Source organism: Thioalkalivibrio sp. HK1 (genome assembly GCA_000583135.1).
GTDB lineage: Bacteria > Pseudomonadota > Gammaproteobacteria > HK1 > HK1 > HK1.
Genome location: JFBG01000080.1, coordinates 33,932 through 50,822 on the forward strand (window position 1 = coordinate 33,932; position 16,891 = coordinate 50,822).

7 protein-coding genes are annotated in these 16,891 nt (G+C 59.9%); 2 read left to right on the plus strand and 5 right to left on the minus strand.

Going from position 1 to position 16,891, the window contains the following annotated elements; genetic code table 11:
• Positions 1–462 precede the first annotated feature (462 nt).
• Together gltB and BF99_RS0117685 are read left to right on the plus strand one after the other, a co-directional pair.
• Complete coding sequence (gltB, locus tag BF99_RS0117680; protein WP_081759342.1) at positions 463–5,148, plus strand: glutamate synthase large subunit; 4,686 nt, start codon at positions 463–465, stop codon at positions 5,146–5,148.
• A complete protein-coding gene (locus tag BF99_RS0117685; RefSeq protein WP_025772159.1) occupies positions 5,141–6,628 on the plus strand; it encodes a glutamate synthase subunit beta in 1,488 nt (495 codons plus the stop codon). Before gltB ends, BF99_RS0117685 begins: the two co-directional genes overlap by 8 nt.
• Positions 6,629–6,773: 145 nt before the next feature.
• Here BF99_RS0117685 and BF99_RS0117690 read toward each other — a convergent pair whose 3' ends face one another.
• The 5 genes from BF99_RS0117690 to BF99_RS21410 all read right to left on the minus strand — a co-directional run.
• A complete protein-coding gene (locus tag BF99_RS0117690; RefSeq protein WP_025772161.1) occupies positions 6,774–7,991 on the minus strand; it encodes a mandelate racemase/muconate lactonizing enzyme family protein in 1,218 nt (405 codons plus the stop codon).
• A 272-nt stretch (positions 7,992–8,263) separates the two neighbouring features.
• Positions 8,264–9,016: a DUF169 domain-containing protein gene (locus tag BF99_RS0117700; protein ID WP_025772165.1), complete on the minus strand. Its 753-nt coding sequence runs from the start codon at positions 9,014–9,016 to the stop codon at positions 8,264–8,266.
• Positions 9,017–9,476: 460 nt separating this feature from the next.
• The gene (locus BF99_RS0117710; RefSeq protein WP_025772169.1) at positions 9,477–10,289 is read right to left on the minus strand and encodes a hypothetical protein; all 813 of its coding nucleotides are present in this window, start codon (positions 10,287–10,289) and stop codon (positions 9,477–9,479) included.
• Between the two features lie 131 nt (positions 10,290–10,420).
• A complete protein-coding gene (locus BF99_RS0117720) occupies positions 10,421–15,490 on the minus strand; it encodes a hypothetical protein (protein ID WP_156013450.1) in 5,070 nt (1,689 codons plus the stop codon).
• A gap of 743 nt (positions 15,491–16,233) precedes the next feature.
• The coding region (locus tag BF99_RS21410; RefSeq protein ID WP_025772173.1) for a TIGR02466 family protein at positions 16,234–16,891 on the minus strand (658 nt) is incomplete at its 5' end.

Sequence of the window (16,891 nt, forward strand, 5' to 3'; positions counted from 1 at the left end):
CCTGCGGATTCGTTCTCGTTCGTTCTCGCACCGTTTTTTTTCGGGCACGATCACGGTGCGAGGTCGCCCGATCGGCGGCAACGATCGACGGCAACAGGGTTTACGGGATCTTCGCTTGATCGAGAAGGGGATTCACGCCATTTTGCGAATACGCTTCGATGCGAGTCGATGGGGAAGTTCTCATATCGTACAATTTGGCTATCTTGCGCAGGAGAGGATCCCTAACGGCCAAGGGCGATCGCCGCCCCGTCGATGCTCGGCGGGCTCGCTTTGTGCGGTCGGGATATCCTCGGGCTCGGTATCGGTCTTTTTCGTTCGGCTTATGTTTCGAGCGCCGATGTGTCGAGCGTCGATATGCCGAACATGGTATCGATCATCGTATCGATCATCGTCGCCGAAGCGAGCGATGAGCAGCGGCCTTGCGCATCATCTATCAGTCGAGATTTTCGAAACGGAGTGCAGATGTCTCCAAAAATCGTGCCCCAACGGATATCGGCGATCCCCCGCGCCCGAAGGCCCGAACGTCAGGGTCTTTACGATCCCGCGCAAGAAAAAGACTCTTGCGGAGTCGGTTTCGTCTGCGATATTCATGGTCGATCGAGCCGTCGCATCATCGAGCATGCCAAGCAGATGAACTGCTCGATGGTGCATCGAGGAGGGATTGGCTACGAATCCAATACCGGCGATGGAACCGGGATTTTGACCGCCATCCCCCATGATTTTCTCGTACGCAAGGCGAAGGAGTCCTTGGGCGTCGATTTACCGCGGGCGGGGCGCTACGGTGTCGGACTCGTCTTCTTGCCGCACGAGGAGACGGCCGCGCGGCGCTGCAAGGAGGTCTTCGAGCGCTGCACGGCGGAGGCGGGGCAGGCAATCATCGGCTGGAGGCCATTGCCGATCGATCCCGATGCCGCCGATATCGGGGGGGCGGCCCGCGCCGCCATGCCTCGTATCGAGCAGCTCTTCATCGCCGCCGCCGACGGGATCGAGGACAAGGCTTTCGAGCGTTCCCTCTATCTCATCCGCAAGCATGCCACTCACCTTGCGCATGCGACGCCGGTTGCGAGCGATCCGAGCGATCATCGGGATTCGGATTCGACCTTTTACGTGGTCTCTTTATCGGCGGGGATCATCGTCTACAAGGGGATGCTGACCCCGCCCCAGCTCTTCGCCTTCTACCCCGATCTCGACGATCCCGAGTTCGCCTCCCACCTTGCGATGGTCCATTCGAGGTTTTCGACCAATACCTTTCCCTCATGGGATCGGGCGCAACCCAATCGATTGATGAGTCATAACGGGGAGATCAACACCCTGCTCGGCAATCGCAACTGGATGAATGCCCGGCAAGGGGTGCTCGAAAGCGATCTCTTCGAAGAGGATCTATCCCGCTTGTTCCCCGTGGTCGAGCCCGATTGCTCGGATTCGGGCACCTTCGACAATGTGCTGGAATTCCTGTTGATGACCGGGCGCTCCTTGCCCGAGGCGGTGTTGATGATGATCCCCGAAGCGTGGCAGCAAGATGCCTCGATGTCGGCGGATAAACGCGCTTTTTATGAATACCACTCTTGTTTGATGGAGCCTTGGGACGGCCCGGCTTCGATCGCCTTTACCGACGGGGCCTATATCGGGGCGGTCCTCGATCGCAACGGTTTGCGTCCCTCTCGCTATTCCATCACCGATGACGGTCTGTGCGTGATGGCCTCCGAAGTCGGGGTGGTGGATATCGATCCGGCGAGGGTGATCGAGAAGGGTCGTTTGCAGCCCGGGCGGATGTTTCTGATCGATTTCAAAGCGGGGCGCATGATCCCCGATCACGAGATCAAGTCCGAGGTGGCGCAGCGCCACCCCTTCGGCGCATGGCTCGAGCGACAACGCATCGAAGTTGCCGATCTGCCGCTGCCGAGCGATGTCCCGGGACTCGATTCGGATCGCCTGATGGCAAGGATGCAGGCCTTCGGCTATACCGCCGAGACCATGCAGTTCATGCTCTTGCCGTTGGTGCGTGAATTGCGCGATCCCTTAGGGTCGATGGGCAACGACAGCGCCTTGGCGGTGATGTCGGAAAGGCCCCGCATGCTCTACGACTATTTCCGTCAGCTATTCGCCCAAGTGACCAACCCCGCCATCGATTCCATCCGCGAGGAAGTGGTGATGGCGTTGGAGTGCTTCATCGGTCCCGAGCGCAACCTACTCGACCCCGGCGAGGTGCACGCCCATCGCTTGCACCTTCCCCATCCGATCCTTTCCAACGAGGATCTGGCGGCCTTGGCGCGGATCGATCGCCCGGGTTGGCGGGCGCATACCATCGATATCACCTTCCCGCGCGATTCGGGTCGTGCGGGCTTGGTCGAGGCCTTGGATCGAATTTGCCGTAAGGCGAGCGCGGCGGTCGCCGAGAAAGCGGCATTGATCATTTTGAGCGATCGAAGCATCGCCCCGGATCGGGTGCCGATCAGCGCCTTGGCCGCGGTCGGGGCGGTGCACCATCATTTGGTGCATACCCGAGAGCGCACCCGGGTCGGTTTGATCGTCGAGACCGGCGAGGCTCGAGAGGTCCATCACCACTGTCTGTTGGTCGGTTACGGCGCCGATGCCATCAATCCCTGGCTGGCCTTCGAGGCGTTGTGGGATGCGCGCCGCAAAGGCCATACCGCGGATGCCGATGCCTTGGACGACGACGCGAAGATCACCGCCGCCTACCGCAAGGCGGTGGCCAAGGGCATGCTCAAGGTGATGGCCAAGATGGGGATATCCACCTTGCAGTCCTATAAAGGGGCGCAGATATTCGAGATCGTCGGCTTGGCCGACGAGGTCGTCGATCGCTGCTTTAGCGGCACGGCGAGTCGGGTGCAAGGGCTCGGATTTGATCAGTTGGCCGAGGAAATGCAAAGGCGACACGCCTCGGGGTTCCCCGCAGGCCCCGGTGCGGCCTTGCCGGTATTGTCGAACCCCGGCGATTTTCACTGGCGCCGCCACGGCGAGATCCACCTGTGGGATCCGGATTCGATCGCCCATTTACAGGTCGCCGCCCGCAGTGACGACGAAGAGGCCTACTGGCGTTTCGCCCGTCACGCCAATGAACAAACCACCCGCCATGCGACCTTGCGCGGGCTGCTGCGCTTTCGCTCCTCGACATCGCCGGTGCCACTATCCGAGGTCGAGCCCGCAAGCGAGATCGTGCGGCGTTTCGCCACCGGGGCCATGAGCTTCGGCTCGCTGTCGAGCGAGGCCCACGAGACCCTCGCCATCGCCATGAATCGCATCGGAGGCAAGTCCAATACCGGCGAGGGCGGCGAGGATCCGGCGCGATCCGAGGTCGATCCCAACGGCGATTCGAGGCGATCGGCGATCAAGCAAGTGGCCAGCGGTCGTTTCGGGGTGACCATCGAATATCTCGCCGCCGCCGACGAGATCCAGATCAAAATCGTGCAGGGAGCCAAGCCCGGGGAGGGCGGGGAGCTCCCCGGGGGCAAGGTCGACGACTATATCGCTTGGCTGCGCCACTCCACCCCCGGGGTGGGGCTGATCAGCCCGCCCCCGCACCATGATATCTACTCCATCGAGGATATTGCCCAGCTGATCCACGATCTCAAGAACGCCAACCCCGACGCTCGTATCAGCGTCAAGCTCGGATCCGAAGTCGGCGTCGGGACGGTGGCCGCAGGGGTGGTCAAAGCCAGGGCGGATCATCTGGTGATCGCCGGCGACAGCGGCGGGACCGGGGCTTCGCCCTTGACCTCGATCAAGCATGCGGGCTTGCCCTGGGAGCTGGGGATCGCCGAGACCCATCAAGTGCTGGTGATGAACAACCTGCGCTCGAGGGTGACCTTGCAAACCGATGGCCAACTCAAGACCGGACGCGATGTGGCGATCGCCGCCTTGCTCGGAGCCGAGGAATTCGGATTTTCCACCGCTCCGTTGATCACGCTGGGCTGCATCATGATGCGCAAATGCCATCTCAATACCTGCCCGGTGGGGATCGCCACCCAAAATCCGGCGTTGCGCAAGAAGTTTTCCGGCGCTCCCGAGCATGTCATCAACTATCTTTTCATGGTCGCCGAGGAGCTGCGCCGGATCATGGCCGATCTCGGTCTTCGCAAGGTCGATGAGATGATCGGGCGGGTGGATCTGCTCTCGGCCGAAGAAAGCGATCACTGGAAAGCGAAGGGGATCGACCTCTCGGCGATCATCACCCCGGTTCGCAAGCCCGTCGATTGCCTCGGAGTCCATCATATTCACGATCAGGATCACGGCCTCGAAGGCGCCTTGGATCATCGCCTGATCGAATTGGCCGAGCCTGCGCTTGCCACGGGCGAGAAAGTGGTGCATGAACTGCCGATCCGAAATACCGATCGAGTGGTGGGCACGATGCTCTCGCATCGCCTCGTGCGGCGCCGGGGGTCGAAGGCGCTGCCCGACGATACCCTTCGCTTTCGTTTCACCGGCAGCGCCGGTCAAAGTTTCGGGGCTTTTCTCGCCCCGGGCATCACCTTGGAGATCGAGGGCGATGCCAACGACTATGTCGGCAAGGGTCTATCCGGGGGGCGCATCATCGTCTATCCCCCGAAAGCCAGCCCTTTTGCGGCCGAGAAGCAGATCTTGATCGGCAATGTGGTGCTTTACGGCGCCACCGCCGGGGAGTGCTTCTTTCGGGGGATCGCCGCCGAGCGCTTCGGGGTGCGCAACAGCGGAGCGACGGCGGTGGTCGAAGGGGTCGGGGATCACGGCTGCGAATACATGACCGGTGGACGGGTGTTGATCTTGGGTCCCACCGGCCGCAATTTCGCAGCGGGCATGAGCGGAGGGATCGCCTACGTTCTCGATGTCGATGGACGCTTCGGCAGCCGTTGCAATCTCGATATGGTGGATCTCGAAGAGGTGGTCGAAGAATCGGAGATCGCATGGCTAAGGGATCGGATCGAGCGACACCGGGTCGCCACCGGCTCCGAAGTGGCTCGCACCTTGCTCGAGGATTGGCCGCAGTCCTTGGCGAGGATCGTCAAGGTGATGCCGGTGGATTATCGTCGGGCGCTCGAAGCCTCCAAGGAGAGGGATATGAAGGGGATTCGTCAATCTTGCAATGATGAGGCCTTGTCGGTCGGCGATGATGCGGCCGAGGCGAGGCAGCAGGTGGCGGCCGGTGGGTAAGCCGACCGGCTTTACCGAATTCGCCCGCGAGCCCGTTCCGTGGCGCGAACCCCTCGCCCGACTCGTCGATTTCGACGAGGTCTATACCGATCCCGATGCCGACGAGAATCTCCTGCGTCGACAGGCGGCGCGCTGCATGGACTGCGGGGTGCCTTTTTGCCAATCCCCCGATCTGGTCACCGGACGCAGTGGTTGCCCCATCCACAATCTGATCCCGGAATGGAACGATCTGGTCTGGAAGGGCTACTGGCAAGAGGCTCTCGATCGCCTGCACAAGACCAATAACTTCCCGGAGTTCACCGGGCGGGTCTGCCCCGCTCCGTGCGAGGAGTCCTGCGTTTTGGGGATCTCCGAACCTGCGGTTTCCATCAAGAATATCGAGCTTGCGATCATCGAGCGCGGTTTTGCGGAAGGTTGGGTGCAGGCTCGATCCCCGCAGGTGCGCACCGGATGCAAGGTCACGATCATCGGTTCCGGTCCTGCGGGCTTGGCGGCCGCGGCCCAGCTGAATCAAGCCGGGCATACGGTAAGGATCCACGAACGCGAAGATCGGGTCGGGGGGTTGCTGATGTACGGCATCCCCAATATGAAGCTCGATAAACGAGACGTGGTCGATAGAAGGATCGCGTTGATGCGCGAAGAGGGCATCGAAATCATCACCGGATCGAATGTCGGCAACGGCCTCGATGGCACGGTTTCGATCGATCGCTTGCTGGCCGAATCCGATGCCTTGTTATTGACCACCGGGGCCACCATCCCCCGCGATCTGCCGATCCCGGGTCGTGCGCTCGAAGGCGTTCATTTCGCGATGGATTTTCTGACCGAGAACACCCGCCGCCTGTTGGATCCGAATTACGCCGACGATCGATTCATCGACGCCGAAGGTCGGCGGGTGATCGTGATCGGCGGCGGCGATACCGGTGCCGATTGCATCGGAACCTCGCTGCGTCATGGTTGTCGCAGCCTCGTGAATTTCGAGCTCTTTCCCGTTCCGCCCGCAGCCCGGGCGCAGACCAATCCATGGCCCACGTGGGCTCATGTCTTTCGCGTCGATTACGCCCACCAGGAAGCGCAGGCGAAATTCGATCGAGATCCCCGGGTCTACTCGATATCGACCACCGAATTCGTCGGCAACGACGAGGGCGTTCTCACCGGGGTGAAGACCGTGGATATGGCGCTCGATAATGGTCGGATGCAACCCGTGGCCGGATCCGAGCGTCTATGGGAGGCGGATCTCGTTTTCCTCGCCTTGGGTTATCTAGGCCCCGAGCATGGGGTCAGCGAGCCTTTGGGGCTTGAACTCGACGATCAAACGAACTATCGGGCGATCAAGGGCGAATATCGCACGTCGGTTCCCAAGGTCTTCGCCGCCGGCGATTGTCGCAGCGGACAGTCGCTCGTGGTGCGGGCGATCAACGAGGGAAGGGAGGCGGCGAGGGAAATCGATCGCTTCCTTTCGGGAACGACGCAGCTGCCTTGATAGAACCTGTTTTCGCCCCCGAGGCGCTGCGATTGGGGACGCGCATGGCTCCCCGCCGAGGACGACTTGCTTGGCATCGACATCGCATCGATGGAGTTGCCGAGGACGGACACTCTCCCTCGCTTTTCGCCCTCGCCTTTCGAAGTCAAAGCTCGGTGATGGTCTTCTCGTTATCCGACGGTAGCGGGACTTGGCACATTTCCAAGTGCAAGCCGCTGCCGGCCGGCGCCGAGTGTGCGAGCGCAACTTCCTCATCGAGTTCGATCCCCAGCCCCGGCTCTTCGGGGGCAAGCATGTAGCCATCCTCCCAGCGCAGGCGCTTTTTCAAGATGGCGTCGTGAAAGGGGCTTTGGATGGTCTCCAAGATCAGGAAATTCGGGCAGCCGAAGGAAAGATGCGCCGCTGCGGCGTGGGCGATGGGGCCGCAGTAGATATGCGGGGCGATTTGGGCGTTGAAGAGTTCGGCCATCTGCGCGATCTTCTTGGTCTCCCAGATGCCGCCGCTTCGCCCCACATTCGGCTGCAAGATACTCACCCCCGCTTTGAGAGCCTGATGGAATTCCACCCGGGTGGTCAGGCGTTCGCCGGTGGCCACGGGGATGGATGTGGATCTTGCCACCTTGCCGATGGCCTCCATCTGATCCGGCGGACAGGGCTCTTCGAACCACAGCGGATCGTAAGGCTCGATCCGCCGGGCGAGACGGATGGCGGATGAAGTGGTCATTTGTCCGTGAGTGCCGAAAAGGATATCCGCTCGATCCCCGACCGCTTCTCGGATACGCCGCATGCAATATTCGCTACGGGCGAGTTCCTTGCGGGAGAGTTCGCGCCCGCCTTGGAAACCATAAGGCCCGGCCGGATCCTGTTTGATCGCGCTGAATCCCAAGTCGAGGTAGTGCAAGGCCCGCTCCGCTGCGATATCGCCGTCGTGGTAGACATCGGGGGCTTTTAGGTCGCCGGGGTTTTCGGGGTAGAGATAGGTGTAGGTGCGCAGGCGTTCGTGAAATTTCCCCCCGAGCAGTCGATGGACCGGCGCATCAGCCATCTTGCCCAGGATATCCCAGATCGCGATCTCGATGCCGCTGAAGACCCCCATCAGCGTGAGATCCGGGCGTTGGGTGAAACCGGCGGAATAGACCCGCCGAAAAAGGGTTTCGATATGATGCGGATCCTCGCCGGCGACGAAGCGAGCGAAGGTATCCTCCACCATCTTGCAGGCGATATCGGATGAGAAGGGGATGCCGTAGCATTCCCCGATTCCCTCGATTTTGCTATCGGTCGTGATTTTGACGATGAGCCAAAACCGACCGCCGATACCGTCGGGTGGTGCCACCGCCCAAGTTCGGATCGCTTGAAGTTTCAATATTCGACACTCGACAATCTTATGGGGTTGCCCGGTTATATCTTCGATCGAAGGGAGCGGATCTCTCGATGCGGGCGAAGACGAAAAATCCTTTCGAAAACGATCATCGATCGCTCCGATAAGAAGGGCGAGGCCTTGCCGATCGGCCGGCGGCATCCTCGCTCGACCTTGACCCTACCCGAAAAAAGAATCCTTAAAGCCCGGCTCTTGGCTTTTCGATGCCGGGGCTTCGGCGGGAGGCATGGCGGGGATCGGCTCGATTCGATCGTTTTTCAGGAGATCCGAGCCAAGGAATCGTTGACGCTCGGTCGCTCGCCCGCTTGGACGTCTTGACGTCGCCGACGATGAAAGGCGCCGAGAATCTTGTTCGCTTGGGCGAAGGACTCGATCTCCTCGCAATAACGATCGAGGTTTTTTGCCGGGAGCGCCCACAAGGCGGTGCTGTCGTTCAAGGCATCGAGATAGGCTCTGGCTCCGCAACAACCAAGGCTCATGACCGCTCGCCCTTCGAGGGCTTTTGCCACTCCGGCACAGGCGGGGCGACCCATCGCCGCCGGCAGGTCGGCGTCGACGCGGGAAGCGGCTTCGCTTAGCACCAAGGATTGACGGGCATCGACGAAAAGCAACACCACATCGGGCTCGATCGGAAAATCGCTCAACGGGCCGTAGACCGCATGACGGCTCGGTAGGGGAGCGGTCGGGATCGCCGCCACCTCCTCGGGGCTGACATATCCAAGACCGGTCATTGCCTCCAACGATGCGCGCAGTTCTTCGGGCTGCGCTTCGGGGGCGTTCTCGAGATTCATGGTGTGGATCCCGATCGAGCAAAGCGCATGATCCGAAGCCGAGGTCGAAAAGGTGCGCTTGGTCGCTTCTTGCCAAAAGACGCATCCGGCAGGCGCGCTGCCGGCGAAATCGGATACCCCCGCCGGGGCTTCGTTGCAAAGGGCCATGGCCACCGGAGGCAATGTGAGTTCCAAGGCGGTGGTCAGTCGATTCGCCTGCTGCTGCCGGTTTTCGATCATCGGGTCAAATCTCCGAGTTGAAAAAAACGACCTTGAGTTTTGCGAAAAAACCTAAGGAGCAAGATCGGTCGAGAGCCTACGATACCGGCGTTTATATCGCTATCGCTTCGATGGATAGTATGGGATATAGAAAGATCGCTCGATATATTCCCACAAACAACGATTGGAGTAAGGAAAATCCGCTAGCGAGAGGGCATCCATATCGCCTTGCAGGTTAAAACGAGGATAGGAATCCTCGCTCCTTGAATCCGAGGATCGAAGGCGGCTCATGGAGGTGATCCGAAGGGGGCGAAAGGCCGAAGCCATCGGCCCCGCCTCGGGGCTATCCAAGCAGAGGGAGCCGATGTTTTGCGTATCATCGATCGAAGACCCGAGGCGATCGGAGCGATCGCCCTCGGTATTGCGTCCACGGTCTCCTCGATGATGCCGGGTGCTGCACCTGACCGACCATACTCCCCGATCAAACGTCGAGCACGAAGACGACGAAGAGGATGATCGCCCCCGCCAGCACCCATCCACCGATGCCGCCCTCGTCATCGTCGCTTTTCGAAGCCAAGGCCCCAAGGGACGATGATCCGGCCTCGACCGGTCTGTCTTTCAAAAACTCGAATTCGATGTATGTGTCGTCGGGATCGTCGCTCGGGTGATTGGAAAACTCGAACCGGCCGCCGGGCACCGATGCCTCGACGATCGATGCCGCTCGCTTCACGGCCAATCGAGGCTCGGTGGTAGGATGATCTTCCGGGAACTTGATGTAGACATTCCACTGACTTGCCAACTCGTCCGCCCAGAACCTTACCACCTCGACATCGATGCCGTCCTTCGACAGACCGAGCTCTTCCGAAAAACCTTGCTTGATGGTTTGGGTGATGTTCACCTGCCCCGGCTTCCTCTTTCGAGGGTTGGCATTGGCCGATCGCGCCTGTCGCCTGCGCTCTTCCTCTTCGACATCGACGAAGTGGAACCGTAGCCGTCCGTTCTTGCGCCCGGCGTTCCTCCCTTTCTTTCGGTTATCGAGGAAGAGTGCCAGCACCTCGTCGATGGGTTTTCCGTCGGTGGACTGGAAGCGGCCGGCGCCCAACGCCTCCTCGATGCGCTTGGCGGCCGTGAATGTCGAGATCGCGTAGTCCTTGTTGGGATGGCTTTGAGGCCAAAAGACCTCGATGCCCCATCGACAGGAAGCCTTTCCTTCGTACTCGACGGCGATCGCATTCTTCGGAAGATCGAGCTCTCGAGCGAAGCCGTCGAAGAGCGCTTTCGTGATGCCGTTCATCCCTTGCCCTTGCATCCTTCGATCATCTGATCGAGCGCCAAGAGATAAGCCATCGCCCATATTCGATACCTGCTCGATGGATCTTGCGGGCGAAATTCGAGTCTCGCCGCTTGTCGATTCATATTGCCGTTTTATGGTGCCCCCGTTGCGCTGTTGTTGACCAAGGCCCCACCGCCGCCGGTGCGGGTCAGCACCTGTACCGTGAAGGGAGCGCTCGAGCGCAGTTCGCAAACGAGTCCCATCCCTTGCCACCGGTGGTCGATGAGTTCGGCCAGATCCGTCGTTTGCAGGTGGCGCACCCTCAAACGTTCGATGGTGCCGATATCGCCCTCGTAGCGGATGCCGTCGTCGTCGTAGCAGGAGAAATCGGCGATGGCGCAATCGCTGCCGAGCGGGGCGAGGCAGCGGATGCGGATATTCGTATCCTCCAGACCATCGGGTGTCGGTATCGATTCGATATCCGCTCGGTGCATCGCTCCATCGGGGACGCTTCGGATGAAAGCCGAGTTGTTGACCAAGACCCCATCGCCGGAGTGGGTCCAGACTTGGGCGCTCAACCCCGCTTGGCTCCGCAAAGCGCAACCCAATCGACCCTTGCCGGCCCACGAAGCCCCGCTAAGGCGCTCGATATCCTCGGAACTCAGTGCGATCGCTCCCCAAGCGGGGATGGGATCGGGGAGCGAGGCTTCGAAGGCCGAGCCGTCGGCTTGGGCGTGGCAATCGAGCACGACATCGCAAGGTGAATCCTGGATGCAGCGCACGCGGATGGTGGCGCTGTCCTGGGCATCGCTTTGCGGCAAGGCCAGCGCTTGGGTGCGGATCGGTGGCAGCGGGATCGATTCGTCATCGTCGTCTTGAACCAGCACTTTGGCGCTTTGCTGCACATTGCCGTAGTTCCCGCCGACGGCGACGGCGGAAATAGCGACTTCCTCGTCGAGGGTATTCGCATCGTCGACGGCTTCGACTTCGACGGTGCGGGGGATGTGCCAGCCATCGGCGGGGAAGATGAGCACCGCTGGCGAAATCCTGACCCCCGAACGGTCGGCGGTGAAGGTGATGGTCACGCTGGTCGCTCCGAGCGGTCGGGTCTGGAGCCTGGTCTCCAACTGCACCGCCGCTCCGCCTTCGATCACGCTTTGGCTTTCGGGGGAGAGGGAGAACGCCCCCGGGGCCTCGAGGATGCGCACGGGGAGCGTCGTATCGTCGACCATGGCGTAGTTGCCTTGGCCGGAGACGCTCAAGGTGAGGGTATCGGAGCCTTGCAGCGCAACGACGGCGGCGTTCAGGACGACCGATTGCGCTTGATTCCAGTTCGAGGCGTCGAAGGTCAGCGATGCGGGTTCGAGGGAGAGATTCGGGTCGGTCTTGGAAAGGAAGACCTGGACGATATCATCCGTGCTGGGCTTCGATGCAAGGGACAGGCTCAAGGTTGCGCTATCGCCCCCGATCACCTCCAGCATCGAGGGGGATAGCGAAAGCCCCCCGGGGAGGTTGCCGTCTTCGATCATGACCGTCACCACGGTCTCGGGGGCGTTGATGCCGCCGGAGGCGACCAAGGAGATATCGATGCGATCATCGTCGGTATCGTTGTCGGCCAGGGAGGAGGCGACGATGCTTTGCGCTTGGTTCCAGTTCGAGGGGGTGAAGGTCACAGATGTCTTGTCGAGGGAGAGGGCATCGTCGGTCTTCGAAAGGGTCACGGTGACATCGGCGTTCGGTGCCGTCGAGAGCTGGACGGCGATGCTCGCCGAGCCTCCCTCGGCGATGGTCAACGCGCCGGCGGGGCTGGTGATGATCGTGCCCGAGGGGGCGTCGTCGTCGGCGACCGTGACGGTCTTCGTCGCTTGGGGGGCGACGATGCCGCCGGTGACGGTCAAGGTGATGGTGTCGGATTCGCTGGTGGCGTCATCGTCTTGGGGAGCGAGGACGGTGACGCTCTGCGCCGTCGAATAGTTCGAGGCGGTGAAGGTCAGGGAATCCGCAGAAAGGGTGATATCGGGATCGGTCTTCGTAAGGGTGACGATCGCATCCCCGTTCGGGGCGTTCGAAAGGCGAACGGTGAAGGTCTTGGAATCCCCCTCGGCGATGGCCAAGGAGTCCGCAGGCTCCAAGATGAGCGTTCCGGCGACTTCGTCGTCGTCCACCGAAACCGCCTTGGTCACTCGCTCGGCGACGATACCGCCGGCGGCGGTCAGGGTGATGGTATCGGACTCGTCGTCGGCATCGGCATCCTGAACGGCCAGAACGGTAACGGTCTGCGCCGTCGAATGGTTCGAGGGGGTGAAGGTCAGGGAATTCGCAGAAAGGGTGATATCGGGATTGGTTTTGGTAAGGGTGACGGTTACGTCCGCATTCGGGTCGCCCAAGAGTCGGACGGTGAATTCCCCCGATTCTCCCTCATCCAAGTCCAGCGAAGCGGTGGGCTCTATGAAGATGGCCCCGGCCACCTCGTCATCTTCGATCGAGACGTTCTTTTTCGCCTCGGGGGCGACGATGCCGCCGCTGGCGGATAGGGTGATGGCACCGAACTCCGCATCGGCGTCGGCATCGTGGGCGACGGAGACGGTAACGGTCTGCGCCGTCGAATAGTTCGAGGGGGTGAAGGTCAGAGAATTCGTAGAAAGGGTGATATCCGAGTTGTTCTTCGAAAGGGCGACGCTCACATCCGCGATCGGGGCGATCGAGAGGCGAACGGTGAAGGTCTTCGAACCACCTTCGTCGACGGATAAATAACCCGCGGGCTCCAAGATGAGCGTTCCCGATGGCGTCGTCGTATTCGTGGCCGTCGAGAGATCGTTGATCGCGACGGTTTTGGTGACCTGCGGGGCGACGATGCCGCCGGTGGCGCTCAAGGTGATGGTGTCGGCGTCGTCGACGTCATCGGCGTCCGAGGCGGCGGAGACGATGACGGTCTGCGCCGTCGAATAGTTCGAGACGTTGAAGGTCAGGGAACTCGCAGAAAGGGTGATATCGGGATTGGTCTTCGAGAGGGTGACGCTCACATCCGCGATCGGGACGGTCGAAAGGCTGACGGTGATGGCTCCGAAGTCCCCTTCGTCGATGTAGAGATCCCCGGCCGGGGAAATCAGAATCGTTCCCGAGGGTTTTGTCCGATCGTCATCGATAACGCTAACTCCCAAACTCATCGCATTCAAGATGACATCATCCCCTTCCTCCACCGAAAGGGAAATACGCAGCGATTCGTCGCTCCCATCATCGTCGTGACCGGCCGAGACGGCAATCGTTCGAGATTGATTCCAAGCGTTCTCCTGGCCGGTTCGGGCGAAGACGAGCGTGATCTGGTTGCCGTCGGTATTCGGGTCGGCATCGAGCGTGAGTCGGTCGGCCGCTCCTCCTTGCTGCGAGTTTTCATCGGTCACGCCGAAAATCACCCTCATATCGGCCGCCGGCTGCTCTTTCAATCGTATTTGGAAGGTGCTTTGTCCACCCTCGGCCAAGGTCAACGAGGTGGGGGTGATGTCGAAACCCACCTCGTCGTCGGTGACGACGACCGCTTTTTCGACGGAAGCGGCACCGTCGTATCTTCCCCCCGAGGCGGATAGGGTGATGGTGTCGGTATCGTCCATAAAGTCGGCGTCTTGAGAAGCGGCGACGGTGACGGATTGCGCGGTCGAGTAATTCGATGGGGTGAAGGTCAAGGAGGGCGGGGAGAGAACGATATCCGGATTCGCATTCGAAAGAGAAACGGTCACGTCGACTTTCGGGGCCGCCGAGAGATGGACTTGGAGGGATCCAATCTCGTCTTCGTCGATGTCGAGGCTTCCCGCCGGAGAAACTTCGATCGTTCCCGGACTGTCGTCGTCGATGACGGTGATATCGACTGAGTAGGGATAGGAGGAAACGCTTTGGTAATCCCCCCCGACTCCGAGAATCAACAATCTGTAAGGCCCATCGTCTTGTTTGTCGTCGTCGTGATTCGCACAGACGCTCAAGTCTTGGTACTGGTTCCAAGCGTTCGTCTGGCCATATCGATTGAAGTGCAAGTCTCTCGGGTGAGTCCAAATGTCGGTTGTATTTTTATATCGATAATAAGTGCCGTCCGAGGACAGTTCTCCTCGTTTGAGCGAATACGAGTTCACCTTGATATTCGCCGTGGGTCGGGTCGCCGGGCGTACTCCGAAGGTGGTGCATCCGCCTTCCGGCACGGACAAGGTGGTGGTCGATATCAGAATCCTCGGCTTCTCGTCGTCGGTGATGGTCACGGCAACGCTTGCGGACTCGTCTTGGTAGTCCCCGCCCGCTGCGGTCAAGGAGATGGTGGCCGTCTCGTTTCTCGCATCGTCATCTTGGGTCGCGGTGACGATCACCTGACGGTATTCGCTCCAAGCGTTCGCCGAGCCGGTTCGGGCGAAGAGGATCGTATCTTGATTGCCTGCAGTATTGGGGTCGGTATCGACGGATGCGACGCGGAAGGAGGAGCGCACGGTGACCGTGACATCCTGTGAGGGTTGCGTCCCCAAGCGCACTTGGAAGGTGCCGTTTTCGCCTTCTTGCAATTTCAAGGAGGTGGCGGTCAGGTAGAGATCCAACTCGTCGTCGTCGGTGATCGTGACCGGTATTTCGGTATCCGGAGCGACGAATCCTCCCGTGGCCGAAAGGGTGATGGTCTCGTTTTCGTCCAAGTGGTCGAAGTCGTGGGCCGCAAGGACAGTCAACTGTTGTGCGGTGGAATAATTCGACGGGGTGAAGGTCAATGAAGCGGGGGAGAAAGAGATGTCGGAATTTCCGCTCGAAAGGGAGACGGTTACATCGTCATCCGGCTCTTCGCTGAGCGTGATATCGATGCTCTTGGATTGTCCCTCCGCCAATGTCAGCGATCCCGACGGGGAAACATCGATCGTTCCCGATGCCTCGTCGTCGATGATATTGAGGGTTACTACGATGCACCAGCTCTGTGCGGGGTCGAAATTACCGGTTGTCCCATAGGGATTGCCGGGGTGCCACCAAGCGGTGGTGCAAAGATCATCGAAAAAGACGAGCGTCGTCGTCTCATCGAGGGCATCATCGTCATGGGCGACGGAGATGGTGAAGGTACGAGAGCTTCCGTCGTTCGCAGGAAAAAAGACTCTGGATGGGGAGTAGCTGACGTCCGGATGCGAAGTCTCTAGATTGGCCCCCCGATTGATCCGCCATGCTTCTCTGAGAGAGGCGGTGATGGTGATCGATTCTCCTTCGTTCACCGTCAAAGGTCCCGATGGAGAGTATTGAATTTTCACAAACGACGGAACCACTTGCGCTGAAGCCACTCCCGCAACGAGCCACAACAAAAGCGGCGAATAACGACCGAGGCGGATCTTGTTCCTATCCGACGAGGGATTTTTCCGCTCGTCATGGCCAAACGCCTCTCGGCGAAGGGCGAGCGGGGATTTCACTGATTGTCTGGCCGATCGAAAAAAGGAGAGGACTCGGCAGGCGAATGTTCGAGCGCATCTTTCAAGACTTCTCGAAAATGACGGGTCGAAAAGACGGATCCGTCGCTTGGAATCCGATGTTATCGATTGATGGTTCGATTTCATTCGACTATCCTTCCTTTTTGAAGTTATCGTGGCCGAAATTGCGTCTTTGATACCCGATGCCCCGACACGCTCGCCGCATTCGAATCGGCATCGTCGGGTTCGATGATCGGCCTTCGATACTGGCCTCCATCGATACTATCACCTTCACGACAACGGGTGCTCGACATTCGAAACGGCGATGAGACAGCGGCCATCGCCCGGAATTTCGAGCGTCCTAGGCGACATCGATCCCTGGAAAAGGGTGATTCGAACTGGTATCTATCTTATAGCAGTAAACAACGCGGTTGTCAATGGAAAAGGGGGCTTTGTCGGCGCTCGCAAGCATCAAGTTTCACATCGACCGATGTCGCGGGTTTTTTCTTTGCCGATATCATCTTTCGATATCGCTTTTCGATAGTTAGCCGGATTCATCTGTGTCTTGCCCGCAGATCCCCCCTTACGATCTCGTTGGCCGGGGCTTTTTTCGGATCGCTCCCCTTTTTTCGTTGGCGGAAATTGAAACTGATGCTGATCCTTTGCACTTCGAGGGCGGTTGCCGGCGTGGCTTTTGACGCATTTTTTTCCGATGCATCATTGGATTTCGCAAGATTCGGATTCGTCGAGTGCACCAGCCAGCCGGGAAAGACGATCAGTTTTCCCGCAAAGGGTTGATAGTGGATATCCTCTCGACTATGGGGCGATCGCCTCATCGGATCGAAATGCCCGGTCAATACATGGGCTTGCGATCTCGGATCGGTGAGGCAAAGCAGCCCGCAATCGTCGGGGGTATGGACATAATAGACCCCGCTCCAAAGGGCGTTCGGATGGCTATGGTGGCGGTTGAAAGCCCCCGGCGGGTTGATATTGGCCCACATCGAATCGCATACCGGTTCGAAGCCGTCATCATAGCCCTGATCGAGGAAGACACCGTGGAGCAGTTCGAAGATCTCCTCGGTGATCTCGGTAAACGAAGGGCGCAGATGCATATCGGTCGGGCTGTGCCACCCGCCCAAGGCCGGGAGGTTGGAGCGAAAGATTCCGTGCGGATCTTGGGCTTGCCAAGCGAGGATATCCTCGATCAAACGA